Source organism: Rhodoferax ferrireducens, assembly GCF_049302455.1.
In the GTDB taxonomy this organism is placed as follows: domain Bacteria; phylum Pseudomonadota; class Gammaproteobacteria; order Burkholderiales; family Burkholderiaceae_C; genus Rhodoferax; species Rhodoferax ferrireducens_B.
Genome location: NZ_JBAQMD010000026.1, coordinates 1 through 26,655, shown reverse-complemented (window position 1 = coordinate 26,655; position 26,655 = coordinate 1). Strand labels below are relative to the sequence as shown.

26 protein-coding genes are annotated in these 26,655 nt (G+C 63.0%); 19 read left to right on the top strand and 7 right to left on the bottom strand.

Annotated elements, in window-relative coordinates; translation table 11 throughout:
• Positions 1-11 precede the first annotated feature (11 nt).
• Positions 12-3,143 (top strand): efflux RND transporter permease subunit, encoded by a 3,132-nt coding sequence (locus tag WA157_RS04295; protein ID WP_422619785.1) that lies wholly within the window; start codon positions 12-14, stop codon positions 3,141-3,143.
• A 245-nt stretch (positions 3,144-3,388) separates the two neighbouring features.
• On the opposite strand, the gene WA157_RS04290 is transcribed toward WA157_RS04295, so the two are convergent.
• Both WA157_RS04290 and WA157_RS04285 read right to left on the bottom strand, forming a co-directional pair.
• Positions 3,389-4,330: a DMT family transporter gene (locus tag WA157_RS04290; protein WP_422619784.1), complete on the bottom strand. Its 942-nt coding sequence runs from the start codon at positions 4,328-4,330 to the stop codon at positions 3,389-3,391.
• A 280-nt stretch (positions 4,331-4,610) separates the two neighbouring features.
• A complete protein-coding gene (locus WA157_RS04285; protein ID WP_422619783.1) occupies positions 4,611-4,934 on the bottom strand; it encodes a hypothetical protein in 324 nt (107 codons plus the stop codon).
• A 225-nt stretch (positions 4,935-5,159) separates the two neighbouring features.
• Here WA157_RS04285 and WA157_RS04280 point away from each other — a divergent pair, with 225 nt between their 5' ends.
• The 7 genes from WA157_RS04280 to WA157_RS04250 all read left to right on the top strand — a co-directional run bounded on the left by WA157_RS04280 (position 5,160) and on the right by WA157_RS04250 (position 13,108).
• Positions 5,160-7,142 carry a RecQ family ATP-dependent DNA helicase gene (locus tag WA157_RS04280; protein ID WP_422619782.1) on the top strand — a complete coding sequence of 661 codons (1,983 nt, stop codon included), beginning with the start codon at positions 5,160-5,162 and terminating at the stop codon, positions 7,140-7,142.
• A 53-nt stretch (positions 7,143-7,195) separates the two neighbouring features.
• Complete coding sequence (gene metX, locus WA157_RS04275; protein ID WP_422619781.1) at positions 7,196-8,338, top strand: homoserine O-succinyltransferase MetX; 1,143 nt, start codon at positions 7,196-7,198, stop codon at positions 8,336-8,338.
• Positions 8,335-8,916: a methionine biosynthesis protein MetW gene (metW, locus tag WA157_RS04270; RefSeq protein WP_422619780.1), complete on the top strand. Its 582-nt coding sequence runs from the start codon at positions 8,335-8,337 to the stop codon at positions 8,914-8,916. Before metX ends, metW begins: the two co-directional genes overlap by 4 nt.
• An 80-nt stretch (positions 8,917-8,996) precedes the next feature.
• On the top strand, positions 8,997-10,118 hold the full coding sequence (locus WA157_RS04265) for an alkene reductase (protein WP_422619779.1): 1,122 nt from the start codon (positions 8,997-8,999) through the stop codon (positions 10,116-10,118).
• 139 nt (positions 10,119-10,257) lie between these two features.
• Entirely contained in the window at positions 10,258-11,733 is a 1,476-nt protein-coding gene (locus WA157_RS04260) for a M20 family metallopeptidase (protein WP_422619778.1), read from the top strand.
• The gene (locus tag WA157_RS04255) at positions 11,733-12,572 is read left to right on the top strand and encodes an alpha/beta hydrolase (RefSeq protein WP_422619777.1); all 840 of its coding nucleotides are present in this window, start codon (positions 11,733-11,735) and stop codon (positions 12,570-12,572) included. Before WA157_RS04260 ends, WA157_RS04255 begins: the two co-directional genes overlap by 1 nt.
• A 113-nt stretch (positions 12,573-12,685) precedes the next feature.
• On the top strand, positions 12,686-13,108 hold the full coding sequence (locus WA157_RS04250) for a universal stress protein (protein ID WP_422619776.1): 423 nt from the start codon (positions 12,686-12,688) through the stop codon (positions 13,106-13,108).
• A 64-nt stretch (positions 13,109-13,172) separates the two neighbouring features.
• Here the strand turns inward: WA157_RS04250 and WA157_RS04245 are convergent, their stop codons facing one another.
• Together WA157_RS04245 and WA157_RS04240 are read right to left on the bottom strand one after the other, a co-directional pair.
• A complete protein-coding gene (locus WA157_RS04245; protein WP_422619775.1) occupies positions 13,173-13,790 on the bottom strand; it encodes a TetR/AcrR family transcriptional regulator in 618 nt (205 codons plus the stop codon).
• A gap of 22 nt (positions 13,791-13,812) precedes the next feature.
• The gene (locus tag WA157_RS04240; RefSeq protein WP_422619774.1) at positions 13,813-14,721 is read right to left on the bottom strand and encodes a LysR family transcriptional regulator ArgP; all 909 of its coding nucleotides are present in this window, start codon (positions 14,719-14,721) and stop codon (positions 13,813-13,815) included.
• Positions 14,722-14,861: 140 nt separating this feature from the next.
• Here WA157_RS04240 and amrB point away from each other — a divergent pair, with 140 nt between their 5' ends.
• Genes amrB through WA157_RS04220 form a run of 4 tightly spaced genes read left to right on the top strand, consistent with a single transcriptional unit; the run spans position 14,862 to position 18,042 of the window.
• Complete coding sequence (gene amrB, locus WA157_RS04235) at positions 14,862-15,686, top strand: AmmeMemoRadiSam system protein B (protein WP_422619773.1); 825 nt, start codon at positions 14,862-14,864, stop codon at positions 15,684-15,686.
• A complete protein-coding gene (amrA, locus tag WA157_RS04230; protein WP_422619772.1) occupies positions 15,667-16,299 on the top strand; it encodes an AmmeMemoRadiSam system protein A in 633 nt (210 codons plus the stop codon). The genes amrB and amrA overlap by 20 nt, the downstream gene beginning before the upstream one ends.
• Complete coding sequence (gene amrS, locus WA157_RS04225) at positions 16,299-17,375, top strand: AmmeMemoRadiSam system radical SAM enzyme (protein ID WP_422619771.1); 1,077 nt, start codon at positions 16,299-16,301, stop codon at positions 17,373-17,375. The genes amrA and amrS overlap by 1 nt, the downstream gene beginning before the upstream one ends.
• A 19-nt stretch (positions 17,376-17,394) precedes the next feature.
• The gene (locus WA157_RS04220; protein WP_422619770.1) at positions 17,395-18,042 is read left to right on the top strand and encodes a dienelactone hydrolase family protein; all 648 of its coding nucleotides are present in this window, start codon (positions 17,395-17,397) and stop codon (positions 18,040-18,042) included.
• 33 nt (positions 18,043-18,075) lie between these two features.
• Here the strand turns inward: WA157_RS04220 and WA157_RS04215 are convergent, their stop codons facing one another.
• Entirely contained in the window at positions 18,076-18,699 is a 624-nt protein-coding gene (locus tag WA157_RS04215) for a phosphoribosyltransferase (protein ID WP_422619769.1), read from the bottom strand.
• Positions 18,700-18,719: 20 nt separating this feature from the next.
• Positions 18,720-19,130: a c-type cytochrome gene (locus WA157_RS04210; protein WP_422619768.1), complete on the bottom strand. Its 411-nt coding sequence runs from the start codon at positions 19,128-19,130 to the stop codon at positions 18,720-18,722.
• Between the two features lie 191 nt (positions 19,131-19,321).
• Here WA157_RS04210 and WA157_RS04205 point away from each other — a divergent pair, with 191 nt between their 5' ends.
• Positions 19,322-20,281, top strand: a complete 960-nt coding sequence (locus WA157_RS04205) for a ribose-phosphate diphosphokinase (protein WP_422619767.1) — start codon at positions 19,322-19,324, stop codon at positions 20,279-20,281.
• On the opposite strand, the gene WA157_RS04200 is transcribed toward WA157_RS04205, so the two are convergent.
• On the bottom strand, positions 20,250-21,287 hold the full coding sequence (locus WA157_RS04200; RefSeq protein WP_422619766.1) for a hypothetical protein: 1,038 nt from the start codon (positions 21,285-21,287) through the stop codon (positions 20,250-20,252). The genes WA157_RS04205 and WA157_RS04200 overlap by 32 nt on opposite strands.
• 172 nt (positions 21,288-21,459) lie before the next feature.
• On the opposite strand from WA157_RS04200, the gene WA157_RS04195 reads away from it, so the two are divergent.
• The 6 genes from WA157_RS04195 to WA157_RS04170 all read left to right on the top strand — a co-directional run.
• The gene (locus tag WA157_RS04195) at positions 21,460-22,113 is read left to right on the top strand and encodes a BON domain-containing protein (RefSeq protein WP_422619765.1); all 654 of its coding nucleotides are present in this window, start codon (positions 21,460-21,462) and stop codon (positions 22,111-22,113) included.
• A 7-nt stretch (positions 22,114-22,120) separates the two neighbouring features.
• The gene (locus WA157_RS04190; RefSeq protein ID WP_422619764.1) at positions 22,121-22,573 is read left to right on the top strand and encodes a CBS domain-containing protein; all 453 of its coding nucleotides are present in this window, start codon (positions 22,121-22,123) and stop codon (positions 22,571-22,573) included.
• 44 nt (positions 22,574-22,617) lie between these two features.
• Entirely contained in the window at positions 22,618-24,405 is a 1,788-nt protein-coding gene (acsA, locus tag WA157_RS04185; RefSeq protein ID WP_422619763.1) for an acetate--CoA ligase, read from the top strand.
• Positions 24,402-25,406 carry a pyruvate dehydrogenase (acetyl-transferring) E1 component subunit alpha gene (gene pdhA, locus WA157_RS04180; protein WP_422619799.1) on the top strand — a complete coding sequence of 335 codons (1,005 nt, stop codon included), beginning with the start codon at positions 24,402-24,404 and terminating at the stop codon, positions 25,404-25,406. The genes acsA and pdhA overlap by 4 nt, the downstream gene beginning before the upstream one ends.
• Positions 25,406-26,395: an alpha-ketoacid dehydrogenase subunit beta gene (locus tag WA157_RS04175; protein ID WP_422619762.1), complete on the top strand. Its 990-nt coding sequence runs from the start codon at positions 25,406-25,408 to the stop codon at positions 26,393-26,395. Before pdhA ends, WA157_RS04175 begins: the two co-directional genes overlap by 1 nt.
• Positions 26,392-26,655: biotin/lipoyl-containing protein (locus tag WA157_RS04170; RefSeq protein WP_422619761.1), on the top strand; the 264-nt coding region annotated here is incomplete at its 3' end. The genes WA157_RS04175 and WA157_RS04170, both read left to right, overlap by 4 nt.

The window sequence follows — 26,655 nt, the reverse complement described above, 5'->3', positions numbered from 1 at the left end:
AGGGCCCCACCATGCTTGCCAAAATTATTGACTGGTCAGGCCGCAACCGCTTTCTGGTGCTGCTGGCCACGCTGTTCATCGTCGTTGGCGGCGTCTTTGCCGTGCTGCGCACGCCCATCGATGCGCTACCGGACTTGTCGGACGTGCAGGTCATCGTCTACACCGAGTACCCCGGCCAGGCGCCGCAGGTAGTGGAAGACCAGGTCACCTACCCGCTCACCACGTCGATGTTGTCGGTACCCAAATCCAAGGTGGTCCGCGGTTTTTCGTTCTTCGGCGCCTCCTTCGTCTACATCATTTTTGAAGATGGAACCGACATCTACTGGGCCCGTTCGCGGGTGCTGGAGTACCTCAACTTTGCCTCCGGGCGCATGCCCAAGGGTGTCACACCGCAGATCGGACCGGACGCTACTGGCGTGGGTTGGGTCTACCAGTACGCCCTGCTGGCCAAGGACAAGACATTGGCCGAGTTGCGCAGCATTCAGGACTGGTATGTGCGCTACCAGTTGACCAAGGCGCACGGCGTGGCGGAAGTGGCCTCGGTCGGTGGCTTTGTGCAAACCTACCAGGTGACGGTGGACCCCGTGAAGCTGCGTGCCTACGGCATCCCGCTGATGAAAGTGGCGCAGGTCATTCGCGACTCGAACCGCGACGTGGGTGGGCGCGCCGTCGAGATGGCCGAGACCGAGTACATGGTGCGCGGCAAAGGCTACCTGCGGGGCAAGGGCGACATCGAGATGCTGGTCGTCAAAAGCGACAAAGGCACGCCGGTGCTGATCCGCGACATCGCACGGGTCGAGCTGACACCGGACGAGCGGCGCGGCTTGACGGAGCTCAACGGCGAAGGCGAGGTGGTCTCGGGTATCGCCATGTCCCGCTACGGGCAGAACGCGCTGGAGGTGATCTCCAACCTGAAGGCCAAGATCGCCGAGATTGGCCCTGGCTTGCCCGAGGGCGTGACGGTGCAAACCGTCTATGACCGCTCCGAGCTGATCAACCGTGCCATTGACACCCTGAAACGCACGCTGATTGAAGAGTCGCTGATTGTGGCGCTGGTTTGCGTCGTCTTTTTGATGCATGTGCGCAGCGCCCTGGTTGCCATTTTGATGTTGCCAGTGGGCATCTTGATGGCCTTCATCGCCATGCGGCTGCTGGGCATGAGTTCCAACCTGATGAGCCTGGGCGGCATTGCGATTGCCATCGGCGCCATGATCGACGCGGCCATCGTGATGATCGAAAACGCCCACAAGCACCTGGAGCGCCTGCCCGAGGACCACACCAAGCTGCAGCGCTTTGAAGCCATGCTGGAAGCGTGCAAAGAGGTGGGCCCGGCGCTGTTTTTCTCGCTGCTGATCATCACGGTGTCGTTTTTGCCCGTGTTTGCGCTGGAAGGGCAAGAAGGGCGCCTGTTCTCACCCCTGGCCTACACCAAGACCTTCTCCATGGCCAGCGCCGCTCTGCTGTCCATCACCCTGGTGCCGGTGCTGATGCTGCTGTTCATTCGTGGCAAGGTCATGCCGGAGGCCAAGAACCCGGTCAACCGCGCATTGATTTGGGCCTACCGCCCCATCATCGCGGGCGTGATGCGCTGGAAGAAATTGACGATATTTCTGGCGTTGGTGGCCCTGGCCGTCTCCTACTACCCGGCCTCCAAATTGGGCTCCGAGTTCATGCCCACACTCAATGAAGGCAGCTTGCTCTACATGCCCGCCTCGCTACCGGGCATGTCGATCACCAAGGCCGCCGAGCTGCTGCAAACACAAGACAAGATCATCAAGAGCTTCCCCGAAGTGACCTCGGTTTTCGGCAAGGCCGGACGCGCCAACACCGCGACCGACCCGGCCCCGACCGAGATGTTCGAGACCGTGATCAACCTCAAGCCCGAATCCGAGTGGCGTGCGGGCTTAACGATTGACAAGCTGATTGCCGAAATGGACAAAGCCTTGCAGTTCCCCGGTGTGGCCAACTCTTGGACCATGCCGATCAAGGCCCGCATTGACATGCTGTCCACCGGTATCCGCACGCCGATTGGCATCAAGGTCTTTGGCAAGGACCTCAACGAGATGGAAAAACTGGCCAGGCAGATCGAGACCGTGGTGAAAGCCGTTCCCGGCACCACCAGCGCGTTTGCCGAACGCATCACCGGGGGCTTCTACCTCAATATTGAGCCCGATCGTGAGCAACTGGCGCGTTATGGCCTGAGCGTCGGCGATTTACTTGATGTGGTCGGCACGGCTCTCGGAGGCGAAATGGTCACCACCACGGTGGAGGGACGCGAGCGCTATGGCGTGACAGTGCGCTATCCGCGCGAGTTGCGCTCTGACCCGCAACAGATTGCCACACAAGTGCTGGTGCCCACCATGGATGGCGCCATGATCCCGCTGGGCCAGGTGGCCAAGGTGATCGTTGCCAAGGGCGCGCCCGGCATCCGCACCGAAAACGCGTTGCTGTCGGCCTACATCTATATCGACATCCGCGACCGCGACATTGGCAGCTATGTGAGTGACGCGAAGAAGGCCGTCGCACAGCAGATCACGTTCCCGCCCGGCTATTACGTCACCTGGAGCGGCCAGTTCGAGTACATGGAGCGCGCCATCGAAAAAATGAAGGTCGTCATCCCGGTCACGCTGCTGTCGATCTTCCTGCTGCTGTACCTCAACTTCAGGCGCATCACCGAAACGCTGATCGTGATGCTCTCAGTGCCCTTTGCCCTGGTCGGCGGCATCTGGCTGATGTGGGCACTGGGCTACAACCTGTCGGTGGCGGTGGCGGTCGGCTTTATTGCGCTGGCGGGCGTGGCGGCCGAGACCGGCGTCATCATGCTGATTTACCTGGACCACGCTTGGGAAGACGTGAAGGATCAGTGCCGACAGCTCAACCGCGCGCCGACGGTGACGGATCTGTACGGCGCCGTGATGGAAGGCGCCGTCGAGCGCGTGCGGCCCAAGATGATGACCGTGGTGGCCATCATGGCCGGCCTGCTGCCCATCATGTGGGGAACCGGCACCGGCTCCGAAGTGATGAGCCGCATCGCAGCGCCCATGGTCGGCGGCATGATCTCCAGCACGGTGCTGACCCTGGCGGTGATTCCGGCCATTTACGCCCTGGTCAAGCAGTGGCGCTTGAAGCGCGGGATGGAATAGCCTGGTCGCATCGGGCTCTTGACCAAATACCTTATGCCAAATAGGGCTCTGGCCCCCGCAGAATAAGCCCCATACGCTATAAATTCAGGAGCAAATTGCGTTCTCGCCAGTCTCTGGCGTGTGGCCTCTTTGCTCCCGGCTTTGCGCGCGCCCGCTGTGACAACGGTGGGCACGACCTCTCGGCCGCCTTGTCCTGCAAGGGTTGGTACGGATTGGCAGATGCAATTGATGGCGTTGACCGGTGCTCAGACATTCTTGCGCCGCAGTCCCAAACCAACCAGCACTTGCAGCACCCAGCCACCCCCACTCACCAACACGATTCCCACCAACACGGGCACAGCCCCCAGCAAAAAGCCCGGCTCGATCGGCTCATGCAACAGCCACGCACCGAAGGCGATGCCAAACAAGGGCGTCATGAACGAGAACACACCCAGGCGCGACGCCAGGTACTTGCGCAGCAACCAGAACCACGCCAGAAAGCTGGCGAAGGACACCACCAGCGAGTGGAACACCAGGCTGGCCCAGACTTGAGGCGTGGGTTTGAAATGGGCCTGGCCGGTGGCATACGCCGCAGCCATCAGCAGCACAAAGGCCCCCAGCAACTGGTACAGCAAGGTTTGCGTGGCAGGCGCTTTGGCCAGGCTGGAGCAGCGCACCACGACCGTGGTCGCACCCCAGGCCATACCGGCCAACAGCCCCAGAAAGTCGCCCCACAGCATCTGGGCGGGCTGTGCCACTGCGCCCCGGCTGCGGCCAAGGAAAGCCAGCACAATGCCCGCAAAGGCCAGCGCAATGCCCAGCCACTGCAGGGCACCCAGACGCTCGGCGGGCAGCTTCCAGTGCAAGCCCAGCGCCGCAAAAATGGGCGCGGTGTACAAAAACACCACCATGTGCGAGGCGCTGGTGTGGCGCAGGCCCTCGCCCAGCAACAAGAACTCCAGCCCAAACAGCAGCCCCACCACCACGCCGGGACGCCAGATGCCGTCGGCCAGTGCCATGCGCTCGCCCCGCGCGGCCATCAGCAGTCCCACCAGCACAGCGGCCGCACCGGAGCGCAGGGCGATCTGAAAAATGGGCGCAATGTCGGCCGCCGTCGCCTTGAGCACGACCTGCTGCAGGCCCCACACCATGCAGAGCACCAGCATCAAGGCGATGGCTTGTCCGTCTAGCGCTTTGCGCGTGTCCATGGGCTTCCTTGTTTCTTGTATGAGTGAGCCTGATTATTGGGCTGACGGCTTTAACTAATATAGTGAAATACCGACAAGCCATAGCGCCCACGCGACATCCACCATGCGCACCCTGCTGAAGCACCTGCGCCAGCAGCCGCCCGAGCGACCCGGCACGCAGCAGGACGAGTTCCGCAAAGGCGCGGATGGACGCATCAAAGCGGGTACAAAAATAGGGCCATAGCCCCTGTCCACACTAGGTAAACAGCTACTATATCAATAGCTTATTGCGTGGGCAGCGTCACTCTTCTTCCAATCGTGGCGGCGACTGCCCCTCGGCAGGTTCTCCCGTTTCAGGGTCGATCCAGGTGGAGATTCCAATCTCTTCCTCGGCCTCCTGCAGCGTTTCGCCCGGCCCCGAATCTTGCCCCTCGGAAGCGTCCCTGTCGGCCTGGGCGAGTTCCATGGTCTCGAACGGCCCAAACTCCTGTTTGCCATCCAGGGCCAGCCAGTAATACCCGTCCGGTCGCGCCATGATCCGCTCATCCTCACGGCTTGCGTCCGGCCCTTCTTGCGCCGATGCCGGTTCGCTGGCAGCACCCGTGACTGGTACTTTATGTTTCATCATGTTCCTCCGTTTGCCGTAATGTCCATGCGGCTCAGACTACGCGCCATGAAGAATATTTGTTTGACAAGACTCAAGCGAGCGCGCTCCGGCACCACCTATTTCAGTTGACAACCATTTCTGCGACGCCGTTGATGTGCGCCCCGCAGGCCAGGCGGTTTGCGGCACCGATGAATGCTATGGTTCACAGATGCGCGCACAGCCCCTGAACACCTGAATTGACCCATGCGACCGTTGAATCCTGCCATACAGCAAACCTTAGAGAGCGTTTTTGGTTATCCGCAGCTGCGCCCCGGCCAGGAGGCGGTGATCAGCGCGGTACTGGCGGGCCGATCCGCGGCGGCGATTTTCCCCACTGGCTCGGGCAAATCGCTGTGTTACCAGTTACCCGCGCTGCTGCTGCCGCACCTGACGCTGGTGGTCTCGCCCTTGCTGGCGCTGATGCAAGACCAGTTGGCTTATCTGACGCGCCACGGCATCGCCGCCGCCAGCATCGACTCGGCGCAAAGCCGCGAGCAGACGCAAAGTGTGATGGCGCAAGCCCGCGCCGGCCAACTCAAGATTTTGATGATCTCGGTGGAGCGGCTCAAAAACGAGCGTTTTCGCAATTTCATCGCGCAAGTGCCAATCTCCTTGCTGGTGGTCGATGAAGCGCACTGCATCTCGGAGTGGGGCCATAACTTTCGCCCGGACTACCTCAAGCTGCCGCACTACGAGCGCCAGTTCGCTGTTCCCCAAACCCTGTTGCTGACCGCGACCGCCACGCCGCCGGTGGTGGCTGACATGCAAGCAAAGTTTGATATTGCGGCCGCCGATGTGGTCTGCACCGGCTTTTACCGCTCCAACCTCAATTTGCTGGTAGAGCCCGTCAGCGGCCGGGACAAACTGCAGCGGCTGCTTGAGTGGCTCTGCGTGCGCGCCAATCAGCCGGCCATTGTCTATGTGACCCTGCAAAAAACCGCCGAGCAGGTAGCTCAGCATCTGAGCCAGCACGGGCTGGGCGCCCACGCCTACCACGCTGGCATGCCGCACGAGCAGCGCGAGTCGATCCAGAAACAATTCATGGCCGGGCACATCAACTGCATCGTCGCCACCATCGCCTTTGGCATGGGCATTGACAAAAGCGACATCCGCAACGTGGTGCATTTTGACCTGCCCAAATCGATCGAGGGCTACAGCCAGGAGATTGGTCGTGCGGGCCGCGATGGCCTGCCCTCCGACTGCCTGGCGCTGGCCAATCGCGACAGCCTGCAGGTGCTGGAAAACTTTGTCTATGGCGACACGCCCGAAGCCGGGGGCATCCGCTGCGTACTCGATGAGATTCTGGCCGTGGCGCCGACCAAGCCCTGGGAGCTGACCCTCAATGCCCTGTCAGCGCAAAGCAACATTCGCCTGTTGCCACTGAAAACCCTGCTGGTGCAACTGGAGCTGCGCGGCATCATTGCCGCGCGTTACGCCTATTTTGCCGAGTACCGGTTCAAATACCTGATGGAGCCCGAGGCCCTGCTGGCGCACTTCAATGGGGAACGCCAGCAATTTGTGCAGGCGATCCTGCGCTGCGCCAGACAAGCCCGCACCTGGTGCACGCTCGACTTTGAGGCGCTGCACCAGACCTACCAGGCCGAACACGGCCGGGTGGTCACGGCGCTGGACTACCTGGCGACAAAAGGCTGGATCGAGCTTGAGGCCAAACAAATGACCGAGGTCTATGCGGTGCTCGCGCCGGGCTTTGATGCGCGAACCTTAAGCCTGGAACTGCTGGCCTATTTTCAGGCCAAGGAGCGCAGCGAAATTGCACGCATCCACGCCATGCTGGCTTTTTTTGCCAGCGAGCAGTGCCTGAGCCAGCATCTCGCCGCTTATTTTGGCGACAGCGCAGCGCCGCTGCGATGCGGGCATTGCTCGGTCTGCCACGGCCAGGTGGCGCACTTGCCGGCACCCGCGCCACGGGCGGCGCTGGCCGGGCAGGACTTTCGGGCCTTGTGTGGCGACTTGATGGCTCGCCACCGGGCACTTGGCCCCAGCCCGATGAGCGCCGACAGTCTGACGCGCTTCTTGTGCGGCGTGGCCGCGCCGCTCTTGACCCAACTCAAGGCGCGTAGCCTGGCGGGTTTCGCTGCGCTGGAAAACCACCCGTATGCCGAGGTGCGGCAATGGGTGGCGCAGCAATTGGAGAACTTCGAGCCAGGCCGGCCCCCAACTGATTAAGATGTGGCATGGCCTAAAGTCATGCGACGCGTACTTGGCCCTCCCCCCAACTGATGAAAATGATCGCTACCCCCCAGTCCATGCAGTTCGATACTGTCTTGCCCTTGCAAAGTGGCGCATCTCTGCGCGACTACGCGCTGAGTTTTGAAACCTATGGCGAGCTCAACGCCGACAAGTCCAACGCCGTGCTGATTTGCCACGCCCTGAACGCCTCGCATCATGTGGCGGGTGTGTACGCGGGCCAGGACAAATCCGAGGGCTGGTGGGACAACATGATCGGCCCCGGCAAGCCGCTTGACACGGACAAATTCTTTGTCATCGGCGTCAACAACCTGGGCTCCTGCTTCGGCTCCACCGGCCCGATGCACATCAACCCCGACACCGGGCGTGTCTATGGCGCGGATTTTCCGGTCGTGACGGTCGAAGACTGGGTCAATGCGCAGGCCCGCTTGCTCGATGCCCTGGGTATCCAGACGCTCGCCGCCGTGATGGGTGGCAGCCTGGGCGGCATGCAGGCACTGAGCTGGGCGCTGCAGTACCCCGAGCGCGTTCGGCACGCGGTGGTGATTGCCAGCGCGCCCAACCTGACGGCCGAGAACATCGCCTTCAACGAAGTGGCGCGCCGGGCCATCGTGACCGACCCCGACTTTCATGGCGGGCATTTTTACGCGCATGGCACCGTGCCCAAGCGCGGTCTGCGCATTGCCCGCATGATTGGCCACATCACCTACCTGAGTGATGACGTGATGAACGAGAAGTTTGGCCGCCAATTGATTGCGGCGGGCAAAGGCGGTGCGCAGGACGATTACCTTTTCAGCACGCTGGAGGCAGAATTCCAGATCGAGAGCTACCTGCGTTACCAGGGCGACAAATTTGCCGAGTACTTCGACGCCAACACCTACCTGCTGATCACCCGTGCGCTGGACTATTTTGACCCGGCCCGCACCTATGGCGGCGACCTGAGCCATGCGCTGGCGCGCGCCAGCTGTAAATTTCTGCTGGTGAGCTTTTCCACCGACTGGCGCTTTGCGCCCAAGCGCAGCCGCGAGATCGTCAAGGCGCTGCTGCACAACCGGCGCGACGTGAGTTATGCCGAGATCGACGCGCCGCATGGTCATGATGCCTTTTTGCTCGATGACCCCCGTTATATGGGCGTTTTGCGCTCTTATTTTGATAGCATTGGAGGGCAAGCATGAGCGACCCCCACACCATGGATGCGCTGGCGCGGCTGGTGCCGGAGGGCGCCCGCGTGCTCGATCTGGGTTGCGGTGACGGCGCCATGCTGGCGCACTTGCAGCAGACCCGCGGCTGCAGCGGCTACGGCATCGAGATCAACGATGCCAATGTGCTGGCCTGCGTCAAGCGCGGGGTCAATGTGATCCAGCTCAATCTGGATGAAGGCCTGTCGATGTTTGAAGACGCGTCGTTTGACGTGGTGCTGCAAATCGACACCTTGCAACACCTGCGCAATGCCGAGGTGATGTTGCGCGAGACGGTGCGTGTCGGGCGCGTCGGCATTGTGGCTTTCCCCAATTTTGCGCACTGGCCGAACCGCCTGAGCATTTTGACCGGTCGTATGCCGGTGACACGCCGCTTGCCTTACCAGTGGTTTGACACGCCCAATATTCGCGTCGGCACCCATGCCGATCTGGGCATTCTGGCCGGGCGCAATGGCTTGACCGTGCTCGACAGCTTTGGCCTTCAGAACGCCAAAGTCGTGCGCCGACTGCCCAATCTGCTGGCCGGAACCTCGGTCTACAAGCTGTCGAGATAAGGGTGTCCTTCTGGGCACCTTTGATTTCGCGCCTTTGCCCCCAGCTATTTCACCTAACCTGCCAACCATGACTGCTCTATATGCCACACCGCACTGCCACCCTGTTTGACCCGGTCCATGCCGGCGACCTGACGCTTGCCAACCGCATCGTGATGGCACCGCTGACGCGCAACCGCGCGCCCGATGCCATTCCCACACCGCTGATGGCCCAGTACTACACCCAGCGCGCCAGCGCCGGCCTGATCATTTCTGAAGCCACCGCCATCAGCCATCAGGGCCAGGGCTATGCCGACGTGCCCGGCCTGTATGGCTCGGAGCAGTTGGAGGGCTGGAAACATGTCACCCACGGCGTGCACGGCGCCGGCGGCAAGATCGTGGTGCAGCTCTGGCATGTGGGCCGGGTCTCGCACACCAGCCTGCAGCCCGAGGGCGGCCAGCCGGTGGCGCCATCGGCCATCGCCGCCAAAACCAGGACCGTGTTGCTCAAAGACGGCGTGCCGGTCTTTGTGGACACGTCGGAGCCGCGTGCGCTGCAGGCCTATGAATTGCCTGACATCGTGCACACCTACCAGGCGGCCGCCCGCAACGCGGTGCAGACCGCCGGCTTTGACGGGGTCGAGATTCACGCCGCCAACGGCTATTTGCTGGACCAGTTTCTAAAAGCGGGCTCCAACCTGCGCCGTGACGACTACGGTGGCAGCATCGAAAACCGCGCCCGCCTGCTGCTCGAAGTGATGCAGGCAGTGACCACCGCCGTGGGCGCCGGTCGCGTCGGCATTCGCCTGTCGCCCGTGACCCCGGCCAACGATGCCTTTGACCCCGATCCGCAACCTCTGTTTGACTACGTGGTGCGCGAACTCGCCACGTTCAAACTGGCTTATGTGCACATCATTGAAGGCGCCACCGCAGGCGCCCGCGAACTGCCTGACCGCCCGTTCGACTACACCGGTTTGCGCCGGGCGTACCGGGCCGCCGGCGGCAAAGGCGCCTGGATGGTCAACAACGGCCTGGACAAAGAGCTGGCGCAAGCCGCCCTTGCCGACGGCGCTGACCTGGTGGCCTTTGGGCGGCTCTTCATTGCCAACCCGGACCTGGTGGCGCGTCTGCGCCGCGGCGGCCCGTTCAACAAATGGGATAGCAGCACTTTCTACGGCGGCGGCGCCAAGGGCTATACCGATTACCCAACGCTCAAAGGCGCTTGAAGCGACTGCCGGGCTACCGGAGGCGATGTGGCCGTGACGCCGCGCCGCTGGCTGCCCCAGGCATGGTTGGCACCGTCAAATGGCGGTGCGCCGTGGCATGATCACAGCCATTGTTGACAAACCACGCAAGGAATTTGGTATGAATGTACGCATCCCGGCCCCGGCTTTGAACACCACCCAAGCGCTGAACCAGATCAGTCGGGCCTGGGACGACGACCTCGTGGCCCAGCTCAGCGACTACATCGCCATTCCCGCCAAGTCGCCCATGTTTGATGCCGACTGGGTACAGCACGGCTTTATCGACACCGTGGTGCGCAATGCCGCGAGCTGGGTCGAGGCACAAAAGGTGGCCGGCTTGACACTGGAAATCATCCGACTGCCCGGTCGCACGCCGGTGCTGTTTTTTGAAGTGGCGGCATCCACCGGCAGCGCCAATCAAGCCGCCTCCAGCCAGACGGTGTTGATGTACGGCCACCTGGACAAACAGCCCGAGGTCACCGGCTGGCGCAGTGACCTCGGGCCGTGGACGCCGAAATATGAAGACGGCAAACTCTATGGCCGGGGCGGTGCCGACGATGGGTACGCCATCTATGCCGCCATCACCGCCATCCAGGCACTCAAGAGCCAGCACGTGGCGCACCCGCGCATCGTCGGCCTGATCGAGACCTGCGAGGAAAGCGGCTCCTATGATTTGCCGCCCTACATCGACGCGCTGCGCTCGCGGCTGGGCGACGTGGCGCTGGTGATCTGTCTGGACTCGGGCGCGGGCAATTACGACCAGCTCTGGCTGACCAATAGCCTGCGCGGCATGGCCAGCGGCACGCTCAAGGTTGAGGTGCTGACCGAGGGCGTGCATTCGGGCGATGCCAGCGGCCTGGTGCCGTCGAGCTTTCGGATTCTGCGTCACCTGCTGGACCGGCTCGAAGACAGCGCGACCGGCCGCCTGCTGCCCGCACCGTTTCACTGCGAGGTGCCTTTTGAGCGCTTGCGCCAAGCCCAAACCACCGCCGCCATTTTGGGCGAGGAGCTCTACAAGCGCTTCCCCTGGGCGCACGCGGATTGCGGCGGCGCCAGCCAGACCATGCTGCCCACCACCACCGACCCGCTGCAAGCGCTGCTGAGTCGCACCTGGACCCCCACGCTCAGCGTCACGGGCGCAGAGGGTCTGCCGGATCTGAAAAGCGCGGGCAACGTGCTGCGCCCCTTCACCGCCTTCAAGCTCAGTCTGCGCCTGCCACCGCTGGTGGAAGCAGGTCAAGCCGTGCAACAGCTCAAAGCGCTGCTGGAAGACAACGCCCCTTATCAAGCGCGGGTGAGTTTTGTACCCGACTCCCACGCCACCGGCTGGAACGCCCCCAGCACCGCCCCGTGGTTTGAGCAGGCATTGAACGCGGCCTCGCAAGACTACTTTGGCGCCCCTTGCGGCTACATCGGCCAGGGCGGCACCATTCCGCTCATGAGCATGCTGTCCAGCGGCTTCCCGAAGGCGCAGATGATGGTCTGCGGCGTGCTCGGCCCCAAGAGCAACGCGCACGGACCCAATGAATTCCTGCATGTGCCCTATGCCAAGAAGTTGACCGCCGCCGTGGCGCAGGTGATCGCCCAGGTGCCGTGATGACCGACAGCACACTTTCCACTTTTGTCGCTCTGGACGGCGACAACCTGGCGGTGCAGGACTGGCCGCTGGCGTCGCAGCAGGTCTTGCGCGGCGTGGTCTTGCTGGTGCACGGCCTGGGCGAACATGCCGGGCGCTATGACCGCCTGGCCGTGCAGCTCAACGACTGGGGCTTTGCGGTGCGCGGCTATGACCAATATGGCCATGGCGAGTCGGGCGGGCCACGCGGGGGCCTGCCCACCGACAGCCGATTGCTCGACGATCTGACCGACATCGTGGACAGCACGCGCTCCCGCATGGGCCCGCACACGCCGCTGATCCTGCTCGGGCACAGCATGGGCGGCTTGGTGGCCGCGCGTTTTGTGGCCCTGGGCCTGCGTCCGGTGCAGGCGCTGGTTTTGTCGTCGCCGGCACTCGACCCCGGCCTCAATGCCGTGCAGAAACTGCTGCTGGCCGTGCTGCCCAGAATCGCGCCCAATTTGCGCATCGGCAATGGACTCGATGCTTCGCTCATTTCGCACGATCCCGCCGTGGTAGCGGCTTACCAGGCTGACAAGCTGGTGCACGACCGGGTATCGGCTCGCTTGGCCCGCTTCATTGCCGATGGCGGACCGGCCACGCTGGCGCAGGCAGCCAGTTGGTCCGTGCCCACGCTGTTGCTGTATGCCGGGGCCGACCGATTGGTCAACCCGGCCGGCAGTCGGGCCTTTGCCGCAGCGGCACCCCAGACGGTGCTCAGCGCCCATTGCTTCGAGGCGCTGTACCACGAAATCTTCAACGAGCTCGACGCCGCGCCGGTTTTTGCCGAACTCAAGAAATGGCTGGATGCCCGGTTTTAGGGGCGGCGATGGCGTGCTTTTGCATCCTGCAGATCATCACGGCTTCTTGACATTCGACAGATACCCGCCCCCAGCCTTGAGTACACTGGACCACTTACCAACGGAGCACCCTCATGAAAATTCTTCTTGCCGTCGACGGCAGTGCCTTCACCAAGAAAATGCTGGCTTACCTGACCACGCATGATGAGCTATTTAGCCCGGGCAACGAGTACATCGCGTTCACGGTCCAGCCGCTGATCCCGGCGCGCGCGCGCGCTGCCGTGGGCAAGCAAATCATGGACCAATACTATGTGGATGAAGCCGAGCGGGTGCTCGCACCCGTGACCAAGTTTCTGTTGCGCCAGGGCATCGAGGCCAAAAGCGACTGGAAGATCGGCCACGCCGGTGAAACCATTGCCCAGTTCGCCGACAAAGGCAAGTTCGACCTGATCATCATGGGTTCACATGGCCACGGCACACTGGTCAACCTGGTGATGGGCTCGGTGGCGACCGAGGTGCTGGCACATTGCAAGGTGCCGGTGCTGCTGGTGCGTTGAAGCGCTCACCGGGGGATGTGAACAGCTACTCTTTTGGTAGCAATACAGGCTTGTTGGACGGGGGCTAGCGGGTATTTAGACCCTCAAAGCAGGTACTGAGCACCAGGGTCACGATTTGCTCATCCTGGTAGCGGCCACCGATCCTCAGAAACTCCAGCGCCGGATCGCAGGCGCGGGCAAAAAAGGTGTACAAAACGGCAACCGCAGGCAGCGCCGGGTTGAGTGCCCCGGCGGCTTGCGCGGCCTCGATCCATGCGCGCAGGCGGTCGCTCAATTCAATCCAACCCTCCATGCAGTCTTTGTTGCCGGTCAAAGCGGCACGCAGCGTGGAGTTCCGGCTGGGCAAGGACGGCATATCGCCCGCCAATTTGACTTCCAGCGTCCATCGCAGCACGGCACGCAGCTTGTCCAGCGGCGGCGTTTGCTCCGGCAGCGCACGGATGAAGTCCCGCGCCCGGCGCATCACCCGCGCCATCGCCGCCGCCGCCAGCTCTTCCTTGCTGGCAAAGTGTTTGTAAAGGCTGGCTTTGGCAATACCGGCCTGGAGCGCCACCTCATCGACCGTCATGGCTTCAAAGCCTTTTTCGGCCAGCAGCCGATTCACGGTTTGAATAATGGCCTCTTCGCGGGCGTGGAGCATTTGCTGCTTGAACGAGGTTCTGACGACGTTGTCGGGGTTCATGCTCGGAACTTATCCAGGCGCGTCACCGCAGGGCCACGGCAGCGGCATCGGTCAAGGCTGCCGTCAGTCCATCCAGCACCACCGAGTCCAGATTCCAGCAATGCCAGTACAGGTCGACCGGCAGCACATGCCCAGGCGCCAAATTCACCAGACGACCACTGCGCAGATGCTCGCGCACCTGCAACTCCGGCAGCACGCTGACCCCCCAGCCCGCCAACACCGCGCTGACCTGGCCTTCCGAGCTGGGCACATACAACTGGCTCAGCGCCACATGTTTAAGATGAAAAACGTGCGCGATGAACTCGCCCTGCAAATCGTCCTTGCGGTTAAAGGCAATGAACGGCACATGGCGAAAATTGTGCGGTGACAAGCCATCCGGGCAATGAGTCGCCGCATAAGCGGTTTCTGCGACCGCTACGTAGCGCATCGCTCCCAGTGGCACCATCTTGCAGCTGCGCAAGGCTTGCTTGAGCGTCGTCACGCAACCCAACACCCGGCCCTCGCGCAGCCACTCGATGGTGAAGTCCTGGTCATCGGTGATGATTTCGAGCCCGAGGCCGCGCCGTGCCAGCTCGCTCAAGGCCGCCAGGGCCCAGGTGGCAATGCTGTCGGCGTTGATCGCAATGGAAATTCGCTCCACATCCCCGCCATTGCCCGCGCCACCCGGCGCCAGGTCTTTCAGATCACGCTGCAGGTCAGCCCGCAGCAGCCGCGTTTGCAAAGCGTGCTTGAGCAGCAGGCGGCCCGCCGATGTCGGTTTCAGCGGACGACTGCGCACGATCAGGACCGTGCCCACCTGGACCTCAAGCGAGCGCAAACGCTGCGACACGGCAGACTGGGTGATCGACAGGCGCACGGCAGCGCGCTCAAAGCCCCCCTCTTCCACGATGGCGGCGAGACATTCCAAGGCATCCGGGTCAAAAGTACTCATATCAGTTAGTCTAATGCCGGATCACAAACATTTCACGACTACGGTGATGGCGATTTCTGAAACCATTAACTTCAGACTTGACAATCCACAAGCCGCCCCGATCTGCGTAGGATTAAGCTTCTATCCAAACGGAGGTAGCCATGTCCCTTGTGCGTCCCCCTGCTGTTGCCGGCACTTTTTACCCTGGACAGGCGTCGGTCTTGTTGAACGATGTCACAACCCTGCTGACCCAGGCACGGCCCGGCGCAAACCTGCGCGAACCAAGCCCGAAGGCGCTGATCGTGCCCCATGCCGGCTACATCTACTCGGGTGCCACCGCCGCGCGGGCCTATGCAGCGCTCGCTGGCGGGCGCGCCAGTATCCGGCGCGTTGTTTTGCTGGGCCCGGTACACCGGGTGCCCGTCAGGGGCCTGGCGTTGCCGGGCGTTGACGCCTTTGATACGCCGCTGGGCCGCATCGAAGTCGACCAGGACGCCGTGGCCGCCATCGCGCACTTGCCGCAAGTGGTGGTCAGCCGCGCCGCCCACGCCCAGGAGCATTCGCTGGAGGTGCAATTGCCGTTTTTGCAGGCCGTACTGGATGATTTCAAACTGGTCCCGCTGGCGGTGGGCGATGCGACGCCGGCACAAGTGGCCGAGGTACTTGAGGCGCTCTGGGGGGGAGACGAGACGCTGATCGTCATCAGCTCCGATTTGTCGCACTTCTTGCCCTGTGGCACGGCGCAAGCGGTCGACGGCGAAACGGTGCAAAACATGATGCACCTCAACAGCAGCATCACACACCACCAGGCCTGCGGCGGCACGCCGGTCAACGGCCTGCTGCAGGCGGCCCGTCAGCACCACCTGCAACCCGAACTGCTTGGGCTGTGCAATTCCGGTGACACGGCAGGGGACAAGAACCGGGTGGTGGGCTACGCCGCCCTGGCGTTCCGACAGGAGCTTCACCATGACCCATTCTCACAGTAAGGGGCACACGAAAGGGCATGGCGCCCCCGCCACGCAGGGCCACACCTTGCTGCCGATTGCCCGCGCTACCATTTCAACGGCTTTGGGGCGCCCCCTTGAAGCACCGGAACAAGCGCTCTGGCTGCAAGAGTCGGGCGCCTGTTTTGTCACCTTGACCCAGCGCGGCCAGCTGCGCGGCTGCATTGGCACGCTGGAGGCGCGCCGCTCCCTGCTGGCGGACGTGAAGGCCAATGCGCTGGCAGCGGCCTTCGCCGACCCGCGTTTTTCGCCGCTGGTCGCAGCGGAACTTGAACACACCGAGATTGAAGTCTCTTTGCTGTCGGCCATGCAGGCGATGCAGTTTGAAAGCGAAGCCCACGCACTGGCCCAGTTGCAGCCCGGCGTTGACGGTGTGGTGTTTGAATTTGCGCATTACCGCAGCACGTTTTTGCCCCAGGTGTGGGAGCAACTGCCCAGCGTGCCCGAGTTCATGGCCCATCTGAAACACAAAGCCGGCCTGCCCCCCGGCTTCTGGGCCACGGGTGTGCGCTTGCAGCGCTACAGCGTGAGCAAATGGAAGGAAACCGACCTTCGGCCCGCCACCGCCAAGGCCCCGAACCAGGAGAACTTGTAATGCAGGAATCCAGCTACCCCGGCCGTTACTGGCACTGGCTCGATGACGGCCGCATGCAATGCGACCTGTGTCCGCGCGACTGCCGCTTGCACGAGGGCCAGCGCGGCGCCTGCTTTGTGCGCATGCGCCAGGGTGGGCAGATGATTCTGACCACCTACGGGCGCTCGTCGGGCTTTTGCATCGACCCGATTGAAAAGAAGCCGCTGAACCACTTTTACCCCGGCAGCAGCGTGCTGTCGTTTGGCACGGCCGGGTGCAACCTGGCCTGCAAGTTTTGTCAGAACTGGGACATCAGCAAGTCGCGCGACATGGACCGCCTGATGGACCAGGCCTCGCCCGAGGCCATCGCCATGGAGGCCGTCAAATACGGCTGCAAGAGTGTCGCCTTCACCTACAACGACCCGGTGATCTTTGCCGAATATGCGATGGATGTGGCCGATGCCTGCCACGCACGCGGCGTGCAGACCGTGGCGGTCACGGCCGGGTACATCCACGATCAGCCGCGGCGTGACTTTTTCGCCAAAATCGACGCCACCAACGTCGACCTGAAAGCCTTCACCGACGACTTCTATTTCAAGCTCACCGGCTCGCACCTGCAGCCGGTGCTCGACACGCTGGTCTATCTCAAGCGCGAAACCCAGGTGTGGTTCGAAATCACCACCCTCTTGATTCCCGGTCACAACGACTCGAACGAGGAAATCACGGCCATGAGCCGCTGGATCATGCAAGAGCTCGGGCCCGATGTGCCGCTGCACTTCTCGGCCTTTCACCCGGACCACAAAATGCCGGACGTGCCCGCCACGCCACCGGCCACGCTGGTACGCGCCCGCAACATCGCGCTCAAAGCGGGCTTGCACCATGTGTACACCGGCAATGTGCATCACGCAGAAGGCGACACCACCTTCTGCCCGGGCTGCCACGCGCCGCTGATCGTTCGCGACTGGTATCAGATCAATCAATACCGGCTCGACGCCAACGGTCACTGCCCGGACTGCGGCGCTGCCGTCGCCGGGCGCTTTGATGCGAAAGCGGGCGACTTCGGCCGCCAGCGCATCCCGATTGCCATAGGCGCCTGAACGGCGCAGAGGTGTTCCGATGAAACCAACACACGCACAACTGGTCCATATTCCGGTGGATGATGTCCGCATCGAAGGCATGCTGGAATTGCCCCCCGGGCCCCTGGGCATTGTGCTGTTTGCCCACGGCAGCGGCAGCAGCCGCCACAGCCCGCGCAACAACTACGTGGCGCGCGTCCTGCACGACAAAGGCATTGGCACGCTGCTGATGGACTTGCTCACCGTCACTGAAGACCTGGACTACCAGACCCGTTTCGACATTGCCTTGCTGACGCACCGTCTGCTGGTTGCCACGCGCTGGGTCAGACTGGAGGCGGCCACGCGGCAGCTGCCGATTGGCTACTTTGGCGCCAGCACCGGCGCGGCCGCGGCCTTGCAGGCCGCCGCCGCTTTGGGCGACAACATCCAGGCGGTCGTGTCGCGTGGAGGGCGTCCGGACCTGGCGGGAAATCAGAGCTTGGAGCAGGTCAAATCCCCGACCTTGCTGCTGGTGGGTGGCCGCGATGAAGACGTGATTGAACTCAACCGCGAGGCCTACGCCCGCCTGCCCTGCACCAAGGAATTGAGCATCATCCCTGGCGCAACCCATCTGTTCGAGGAAGCGGGCACGCTGGAAGAAGTGGCACGCCAGGCGGCCGTGTGGTTCAGCCAGTACCTGAAAAACTGACGGCGGTTGCCCCCGAAACGGGTCAGGCCGGTCTCAGGCCTCTTTCAACAGCTCGATCACCTCGTCATCGTCCACCTGCGGGAAGTGCTGGTAGAACTGCCCCACCGCCTGGAAAAATGGCGGCGCTTCAAGACACACCACCTCGTCCGCCAGATCAGCCACTTTGGCCAGTGTGTCCGGCGGCGACACGGGGATGGCGCAAATCAGTTTGGCAGGCTTCATGGCCCGCAAACCATGTAGCGCAGAGATCATGGTGGCACCCGTGGCCAAGCCATCGTCAATCACGATGACGATGCGCCCGGCAGGATCGATAGGAGGGCGAATCGGCGTGTACTGGGCGCGGCGCTGCCGAATGGTCTCCGTCTGGGTCCGCTTCTCGGCTTCCAGGTAGCTGGCACTGCCGCCATAGAGCGCGGCGAAATCGGCCAGGTAAGTCCAGCCGCTTTCATTGATTGAGCCGATGGCCAGTTCCGGCTGGTGCGGCGCACGCAGCTTGCGCACCAGTACCACGTCCAGTTCACCGGCCAGCTTGTCGGCGATGATTTTCGCCATCGGCACTGCGCCGCGCGGAATCGCCAGGATCAGGGGATTCTTGCCCCGGTAGGACTTGAGTTTCTCGGCCAGCCGATCAGCCGCTTCATCACGATCACGAAACATGGTTCAGGCGAGCACGCAGGCTATTTCACCTGGATCCGCGCCAGGTAATCAAGCAGCGAGCCAATACGGGTGCGTGCGTGCAGGTCCGCGGGTTGCGTGTCATCGGCGCGGTAGATATAACCCCAGACCGGCATCTCGCGCGCGCCGTGGGACCCAATCACGACTGACGTTCTGCCGTCGATCACTTCCCACGCGTACTGGGTCGGGAACACCCCGGCATTGCGTTTGGCCATGATGGTCAGATCTGTCGGCGCCTTGGTCAGGTAGGTGCGCATCGCACCATCGCCTTTGGCAGAGGCGCCATGACAACTGGCGCAACTGGCCATGTACTCATTTTTTCCAAAGTCAACATTACCCTGCGCAAAACTGGTGCTGCTCACCACGGCCATCGCCACCAGGGACCCGGCCAAAAACACCGTCGACTGTTTCATGATTTTTCTCCTGAAAATGAAAAAATCTCTGACTTGTCAACCTGGAGTGTCCTTGTCTGCCAGGAACAGAGCTTGATTATTCGCAACGTGGCGCGGCAAGCCGCCGCTATCCTGAAATTGAAGTTTTGTATTGCTGCGCTTGCCATGCGGTGCCATGAAGATGGTTAGCGCGTCATGAACTGGCCCAAGGCATGTTGCTTTTCTCACTCGACTCGGATGACACGTTTGCCCAAGGCTTGGCGGCCAGTCTGGGCGTCACGCTTGCGCCCCATGAGTACCGCCGCTTTGAAGACGGCGAGCACAAGCTCAGGCCGCTGCTGGACCCACGCGGCGGCGATGCCTTCGTCGTTCACAGTCTGCACGGTGACGCGCAGGACAGCCCACACGACAAGCTGTGCCAGCTATTGATGTTCATCGCGACCTTGCGCGAGCATGGTGCGGCGCGGGTGACGGCGGTCGTGCCCTACCTGGCCTACGCCCGCAAAGACCGGCAAACCAAACCATTCGACCCCGTCAGCTTGCGCTACGTCGCCCAGTTGTTTGAGGCCGTCGGTACGACGCAGCTGATTGTGCTGGAGGCCCACAACGTGGCGGCATTTCAGAACGCCTTTCGTTGTCCAACCATGCACCTGGAGGCACACCAGGCGTTCAACGCCATGGCTGTTGAGTTGGCAGGGGACGCCAGGCTGGCGGTGGCCTCGCCCGATCCCGGCGGCGTCAAACGGGCCCAACTCTGGCGTGAATCACTGGAAACGACGCTCCTGCGCCCGGTTGGCTTTGCCATGGTTGACAAGCGTCGCAGCGCCGGCATTGTCAGCAGCGAGAACCTGGTGGCCGGTGAGGTCGATGGCATGAGGATTTTGCTGCTCGATGACCTCATCGCCAGTGGAGAGACCATGCGGCGCGCGGCGCTTGCCTTGAGACAGTCGGGTGCGCGCGAGGTGGTGGCCTGTGTTGCTCACGGACTCTTCACCGGCTCGGCGGCGCAAGTGTTGGCCGATGACAGCATCGCAAGAATAATCATCACGGACAGCGTTCCGCCATTTCGCCTGCCTCTGGCGTGCGCGGCGCGGCGCAAGCTGTCCATCGCCTCTGCCGTACCCCTGTTTGCCCAGGCCATCAAGGCGTCTCTGGGTGCATGGTCTGATTGAAAGCGTCCAGTGCCACCAGGGCATGCGCGATATACCGCTCGGACAGCGCTGGCCACCTTTCAGGCGAGCGCGGTCGCGGATCGAGCAGATGCGCCATCGCCAGGCGCGCACGCAACATGGCACGGTACGCGGTATAAAAATGCATCAGGCTCGGCCCAGGATGATCGCCCAGCGCGTCGACGATGCCCGCGACCAGCTGCGGACCAATCCAGGGAGCACCCGCCATGTCGCACTCCAGACCCAGGTAGGCCACTTCATCAAAGGGGTCAACCTGGCGCAGTTGCGGGTTGAACTCCAGGCAGTCAATCACCACCGGGGGATCGAGCAGGCAGACATGATCAGGCCGCAGATCACCGTGCCCGTCCAACACATGACGGCGCGCGGCGCGAGCCCGCAACAAGTCGGTGCACCGCGCCAGCGCCGCATCCAGACGTTCAATGGCCAGCCGCGCATCCTGGAGCACAAACTGGGGGCGCAGCAGCACCTCGCGGTTCAAGGCCTGCTCATGGCGCAGGCGCGCCACATAGTCGTTCGCGCTCACGGGAGCCACCGGCGCCGCCCGGTAGAACGCGCCAAGCACGGCAACCAGCGCCTCAATATCCCTGGGTGCAACACGGTGGCTTGCAATCAGTTCGAGCAGCATGCGACGGCGGGGCAGGCGCTGCATCACAACCAGCCAGTCGACAGTTTCGCCGGGAGCCGGCCATTGCGCCTCGGGCACCAGGGCGAAGGCGCCATCCCGCCATTGCAAGGCCACCACGCCAAGATAGACACCCGGCGCCAGACGCGCGTTCAGCCGGACTTCTTCCCGGCAATAAAACTCGCGCGCCTGCAGGGTGGTGAAATCGAGAAACGGGAAGCAAACAGGCTTTTTGAGTTTGAAGACCCGTTGCTCCAGCACGAAAACCCATGACATGTGGGTTTCGATGAGTTCGACCTGCTGACCCAAGGATCCGTAGCTTGCAGGCGATAGCAAGAACTTCAGCTTGGCCTCAATGTCGGGCATGTTAAGCCTTGAGAAAGTTAGGGCGCATGTTTCGGCAGCCAACGCGACGAAGTCTGCTTTATTGCTCAGGTGGGTACTTGATTTTTCTCAACGTGGTGCGGCAGGCCCTGGTTATTCTGAGACTCTGAGACGACATTTATTTGCCTCGTTGAATTACTCACCAGGAGATACCATGAAAACAGATTCGGAATTGAAAAAGGACGTGCTGGCAGAAATGTTGTGGGACCCCCTCATTCCCGAAGCCCGTGTGGGTGTTTCGGTCACTGACGGCGTGGTGACCTTGACCGGGCACCTCGACACCTATGCAGAAAAAGTGGCGGCCAAACGGGCGGTTGAGCGTGTCGGCGGGGTCAAGGCGATTGCGGTGGAACTCGACGTCATCCCGGCCGGCATTCACCAGCGCAGCGACACTGAAATTGCGGCCGCCGTGGAACATGCGCTGAGCTGGAACACTTCAGTGCCACAAGACCGGGTCAAGGTGACCGTGGAAAAAGGCTGGGTGACCCTGAGTGGCGAGCTGGACTGGAATTTTCAGCGCCGTGCGGTGGAGCGTATGACACGCCCGCTCAAAGGGGTGGTCGGCATCGTTGACAACATTCGACTCAAGGCCCTGCCCGTTCCCGCCAACCTGTCCACCCGCATTCAGGATGCTCTGACCCGACAGGCGCAGCGTGAAGCCAAACGGATCGACATATCGATGGACGGCAGCGTGGTGACCCTGCGTGGACACGTCCACTCCTGGGCCGAACGCAATGCGGCCGAAGGCGCGACCTGGTCGGCGCCCGGCGTGAGCCGCGTCAACAACCAGTTGACGATCGAGGCCTAGCGCCGCCATGGCCAGCCAACTGAAGGACTTCGCGACCTCGATGGTCGCCGTCGTGGAGCCTGAGACCCCCACGCTGCTGGTGGCGCAACTCATGCGCAAACACCACATCGGCGCCCTGGTTGTGGTCGACACCCATGAAAAGACGCGTCCAATCGGCATCGTGACCGATCGCGACCTGGTGCTTGAGTTGATGGCCGAAGGCTTGGACCCGGCGGTTTTTACGGCGGGCGACATCATGTCCGTCGATCTGGTGCTGGCCACCCCCGAGATGGACGCGTTGGAAGCCGTGCAACTGATGAAAACGCATCGCCTGCGCCGCCTGGTGATCACAGACGACAAAGGCCGCCTGGTGGGTATCGTCACGATGGAAGACGTGCTGGAGCTGCTGGCGCGTGAGCTGGCGAATCTGGCCGCCGGACTGGCCGGGGCCCGAGACCGGGAAATCAGCGAACGGGAATAAGCGGCGGCCGTTCAGACCTCGCCGCGTTCAGACAATGGAGGCGTATGGAGAGACCTGTCATCATTCACAAGCTTGTGTCGAACTTGCGCCCGCCACCGAACTGGGTGGATTACGAGGCGGAGCGCCGCATTGACGTCTGGGCTGAGGCCAGGCGCGCCTTGCAGGGCCTGCCCGGTGGCGGCCTGAACCTGGGTTTTGAAGCGGTAGACCGCCACGGGACAGGCGCGCTGCGCGACCATATCGCACTGCGCTTTGTGGCGCGCAACGCGCCCGCGCTGGACTTGAGCTACTTTGAGCTGGCGCAGCAAACGAATCGATTTGCCAACGTTTTGCAGGGCCTGGGCGTGGGCAGGGGTGATCACCTGTTTGTGCTGGCCGGGCGCATTCCCGAGCTCTACATTGCCGTGCTGGGCGCGCTGAAAAACGGCAGCGTGGTGACCCCGTTGTTCTCGGCCTTTGGACCGGAGCCGATCGCCGCGCGTCTCCAGCTTGGCGCCGGTCAGGTGCTGGTGACCACCGACGCGCTCTACCAACGCAAGGTCCGCCAGATTCGGGCGCAAACGCCCACTCTGCAACACGTACTGTTGGTGGCCGAGGATGGTGGTGTCACCCATGAGCCCGACACGCTGGACCTGGGCACTTTGATGGCCGCTGCCTCCAGCACCTTCAGCACCGTGGAGACCCAGCCGAACGACCCGGCCCTGCTGCATTTCACCAGCGGCACCACCGGCACCCCCAAGGGCGCCCTGCATGTGCACGAGGCCGTGGTGACCCACTTTGCGACCGGGCGCTACGCACTTGATTTGCATCCGCAGGATCGCTACTGGTGCACCGCTGATCCGGGCTGGGTCACCGGCACCTCCTACGGCATCATCGCGCCGCTGCTGCAGGGCGTCACCTCGCTGATTGATCGCGAGGAATTTGATGCCGAGCGCTGGTACACGCTGCTGGAACAGGAGCGCATCAGCGTCTGGTACACCGCGCCGACAGCGATTCGCATGTTGATGAAAGCGGGCACCGAGCTGGCGCAGCGCCACAGCTATCCGGACCTGCGCTTTATCGCCAGCGTCGGTGAACCGCTGAACCCGGAGGCGGTCTGGTGGGGCCAGGAGGCACTGGGCTTGCCGATTCACGACAACTGGTGGCAGACCGAGACCGGCGGCATCATGATCGCCAACACCCCGGCCTTCGACATCAAGCCCGGCTCGATGGGCCGACCGCTACCCGGCATTGACGCCTGCATCGTCGAGCACCTGGAAGCCGAGGGTGAGCTTGCGCGGGTGCGCGTCATTGAGCAGGCCAATATCGAAGGCGAACTCGCGCTGAAACGCGGCTGGCCGTCCATGTTTCGTGGCTACCTCAACAACGAGGCCCGTTACCGCAAGTGTTTTGCCGGTGAGCTGTACCTGACCGGCGATCTGGCCAAACGCGATGCCGATGGCTATTACTGGTTCGTCGGCCGTGCCGATGACGTCATCAAGTCAGCCGGGCACCTGATCGGGCCGTTCGAGGTCGAGAGTGTGCTGATGGAGCACCCGGCGGTGGCCGAGGCCGGCGTCATCGGCAAGCCGGACCCGGTGGTCGGTGAGGTGGTCAAGGCCTTTGTCTCGCTCAAGGACGGCTACCAGGCCGGCGAGACCTTGCGCCTGGACATCTCGGCCCACGCCCGCCGACGGCTCGGCGCCGCCGTGGCGCCCAAGGAGATCGTCTTTTTGCCCACGCTGCCGCGCACGCGCAGCGGCAAGATCATGCGCCGCCTGCTCAAGGCGCGTGAACTCGGGCTACCGGAGGGTGACACCTCGACCCTGGAGGGCGGCGCATGGACAAAATGAAAGTGCCGGCCCCGCCCAGTGGCCCGGTGCCGTGGGACAAGCCGTTGGCCTTGTCCTTGTTGTCCGACATGCTGCGCATCCGCCGCATGGAAGAGCGTGCGGCTGAACTGTACGGCCAGCAAAAGATTCGCGGCTTTTTACATCTGTACATCGGGGAAGAAGCGGTGGCCGCCGGCGCCCTGCGGGCCTTGAGCGCCGATGACAACGTGGTGGCCACTTACCGCGAACACGGCCACGCGCTCTTACACGGCCTCAAGATGGACGCCATCATGGCCGAGATGTTTGGCAGACGGGACGGCAGCTCACGCGGGCGCGGTGGCTCCATGCACCTGTTTGACCGGGCCCGTCACTTCTTTGGCGGCCAGGCCATTGTCGGCGGTGGCCTGCCGCTGGCAACCGGTTTGGCGCTGGCGGACAAATTGTTAAAACGCCAGGCACTGACGGCCTGCTTCTTTGGTGAAGGTGCGGTGGCCGAGGGGTCGTTTCACGAGGCCATGAACCTGGCCGCGCTGTGGCGGCTGCCGGTGCTGTTTTGCTGCGAAAACAACCTTTATGCCATGGGCACGGCGCTGGCGCGCTCCGAGTCCCAGACCGATTTGTGTCTGAAGGCCGCGTCCTATGGCGTGGAGGTCATGACGGTCGATGGCATGGATGTGGTGGCCGTGCATCAGGCGGTGCGCTTTGCCGCGCAGAAGGTGCGTGACACCAGCGCACCCATGTTTGTGGAGTTGCGCACCTACCGCTTTCGCGCGCACTCCATGTTCGACCCCGACTTGTACCGCACCAAGCAGGAGATTGAAGCCTGGAAGACGCGCGGGCCGATCCACACTTTTACCGCTCGCCTCAAATTGCAGGGGATTCTTTCGGAAGACGAATTTCTGGCGCTCGACGCTAGCGCGCAGGCCGAGGTGGAGGCGGCCGTGGCTTTTGCTGAAGCCTCCAACTGGGAGCCGGTGGAAGATTTGTTGCGCGACGTGCATACGCCTGCGGGAGCCGCATGATGGGGCGGCGCATCAGCTACCGGGACGCGCTGAGGGAAGCGCTGCGCGCGGCGCTGCAGTCGGACCCGCGCGTCTTCCTGATGGGCGAGGACGTGGGTTGCTACGGCGGCACCTATGCCGTGTCCAAGGGCCTGCTGGAAGAATTCGGCCCCGAGCGCATCCGTGACACGCCACTGTCGGAACTCGGCTTCGTCGGCGCCGGTATTGGCGCCGCGCTGGGCGGCATGCGCCCGATTGTGGAAATCATGACGGTCAACTTCAGCCTGCTGGCGCTCGACCCCATCGTCAACAGCGCGGCCATGTTGCACCACATGTCGGGCGGACAGTTCTCGGTGCCCTTGGTGATCCGCATGGCCACCGGGGCCGGGCGGCAGGTGGCGGCGCAGCACTCGAACAGTTTTGAGTGCTGGTACGCGCATGTGCCGGGCTTGCGCGTGTTGGCGCCGGCCACGGTGGAGGATGCGCGGGGCATGCTGCAGGCCGCCCTGGCCGACCCCGACCCGGTGCTGATCTTCGAGCACGCGCAGCTCTACAACAGCGAGGGCGAACTGCCCGGCGATGAGTCGGCGGCGGTGGACATTGCCGGCGCCCGCGTGCGCCGCACGGGTTCGGATGTCAGCCTGATCACTTATGGCGGCTGTCTGCCCAAGGCCCTGCAGGCCGCTGACGAACTCGCCAGTCGTGGGATCTCTGCCGAGGTGATCGACCTGCGGGTGCTGCGCCCGCTTGATGACGCCACCGTGATGGCTTCGGTGCGCAAGTGCCGCCGCGCGGTCGTGGTGAATGAGGGCTGGCGCTCCGGCAGCCTGGCGGCCGAGGTGATGGCACGCATCGGCGAGCAAGCCTTCTTTGACCTGGACGCGCCGCCAGCGCGTGTGTGCAGCGAGGAGGTGCCGATTCCGTATGCCCGGCACCTGGAAGAGGCGGCGCTGCCGCAGGTGCCGAAAATCGTGGCTGCCGTGCAGGCAGTGATGGGCGCTACGGCATGATCGAATTCAAGCTGCCCTCACTGGGCGCCGACATGGACGAAGGCACGCTGCTGGAGTGGCACGTCAAGCCGGGCGATGCGGTCAAGCGCGGTCAGGTGGTGGCGGTGGTGGACACCTCCAAGGCGGCGGTGGATGTCGAGATCTGGCACGACGGTGTGGTGCACGAGTTGCGGGTGGCGGTCGGCGAGAAGGTGCCGGTGGACACGGTGCTGGCGACGCTGCTGGCACCGGGGGAGGTGGCGCCAGCACCTGCTGCGGCC

Bases quoted from the DNA above. Each gene is read 5' to 3' on its own strand.
- amrB (WP_422619773.1), top strand. From the start codon at position 14,862: ATGTCCCTTGTGCGTCCCCCTGCTGTTGCCGGCACTTTTTACCCTGGA.
- WA157_RS04210 (WP_422619768.1), bottom strand. From the start codon at position 19,130: ATGAAACAGTCGACGGTGTTTTTGGCCGGGTCCCTGGTGGCGATGGCC.
- WA157_RS04295 (WP_422619785.1), top strand. From the start codon at position 12: ATGCTTGCCAAAATTATTGACTGGTCAGGCCGCAACCGCTTTCTGGTG.
- WA157_RS04240 (WP_422619774.1), bottom strand. From the start codon at position 14,721: ATGAGTACTTTTGACCCGGATGCCTTGGAATGTCTCGCCGCCATCGTG.
- amrA (WP_422619772.1), top strand. From the start codon at position 15,667: ATGACCCATTCTCACAGTAAGGGGCACACGAAAGGGCATGGCGCCCCC.
- WA157_RS04190 (WP_422619764.1), top strand. From the start codon at position 22,121: ATGGCCAGCCAACTGAAGGACTTCGCGACCTCGATGGTCGCCGTCGTG.
- WA157_RS04265 (WP_422619779.1), top strand. From the start codon at position 8,997: ATGCCACACCGCACTGCCACCCTGTTTGACCCGGTCCATGCCGGCGAC.
- WA157_RS04195 (WP_422619765.1), top strand. From the start codon at position 21,460: ATGAAAACAGATTCGGAATTGAAAAAGGACGTGCTGGCAGAAATGTTG.
- WA157_RS04280 (WP_422619782.1), top strand. From the start codon at position 5,160: ATGCGACCGTTGAATCCTGCCATACAGCAAACCTTAGAGAGCGTTTTT.
- WA157_RS04205 (WP_422619767.1), top strand. From the start codon at position 19,322: ATGTTGCTTTTCTCACTCGACTCGGATGACACGTTTGCCCAAGGCTTG.
- WA157_RS04220 (WP_422619770.1), top strand. From the start codon at position 17,395: ATGAAACCAACACACGCACAACTGGTCCATATTCCGGTGGATGATGTC.
- WA157_RS04260 (WP_422619778.1), top strand. From the start codon at position 10,258: ATGAATGTACGCATCCCGGCCCCGGCTTTGAACACCACCCAAGCGCTG.
- WA157_RS04245 (WP_422619775.1), bottom strand. From the start codon at position 13,790: ATGAACCCCGACAACGTCGTCAGAACCTCGTTCAAGCAGCAAATGCTC.
- WA157_RS04285 (WP_422619783.1), bottom strand. From the start codon at position 4,934: ATGAAACATAAAGTACCAGTCACGGGTGCTGCCAGCGAACCGGCATCG.
- WA157_RS04290 (WP_422619784.1), bottom strand. From the start codon at position 4,330: ATGGACACGCGCAAAGCGCTAGACGGACAAGCCATCGCCTTGATGCTG.
- WA157_RS04200 (WP_422619766.1), bottom strand. From the start codon at position 21,287: ATGCCCGACATTGAGGCCAAGCTGAAGTTCTTGCTATCGCCTGCAAGC.
- WA157_RS04255 (WP_422619777.1), top strand. From the start codon at position 11,733: ATGACCGACAGCACACTTTCCACTTTTGTCGCTCTGGACGGCGACAAC.
- acsA (WP_422619763.1), top strand. From the start codon at position 22,618: ATGGAGAGACCTGTCATCATTCACAAGCTTGTGTCGAACTTGCGCCCG.
- metW (WP_422619780.1), top strand. From the start codon at position 8,335: ATGAGCGACCCCCACACCATGGATGCGCTGGCGCGGCTGGTGCCGGAG.
- amrS (WP_422619771.1), top strand. From the start codon at position 16,299: ATGCAGGAATCCAGCTACCCCGGCCGTTACTGGCACTGGCTCGATGAC.
- metX (WP_422619781.1), top strand. From the start codon at position 7,196: ATGAAAATGATCGCTACCCCCCAGTCCATGCAGTTCGATACTGTCTTG.
- WA157_RS04175 (WP_422619762.1), top strand. From the start codon at position 25,406: ATGGGGCGGCGCATCAGCTACCGGGACGCGCTGAGGGAAGCGCTGCGC.
- WA157_RS04250 (WP_422619776.1), top strand. From the start codon at position 12,686: ATGAAAATTCTTCTTGCCGTCGACGGCAGTGCCTTCACCAAGAAAATG.
- WA157_RS04215 (WP_422619769.1), bottom strand. From the start codon at position 18,699: ATGTTTCGTGATCGTGATGAAGCGGCTGATCGGCTGGCCGAGAAACTC.
- pdhA (WP_422619799.1), top strand. From the start codon at position 24,402: ATGAAAGTGCCGGCCCCGCCCAGTGGCCCGGTGCCGTGGGACAAGCCG.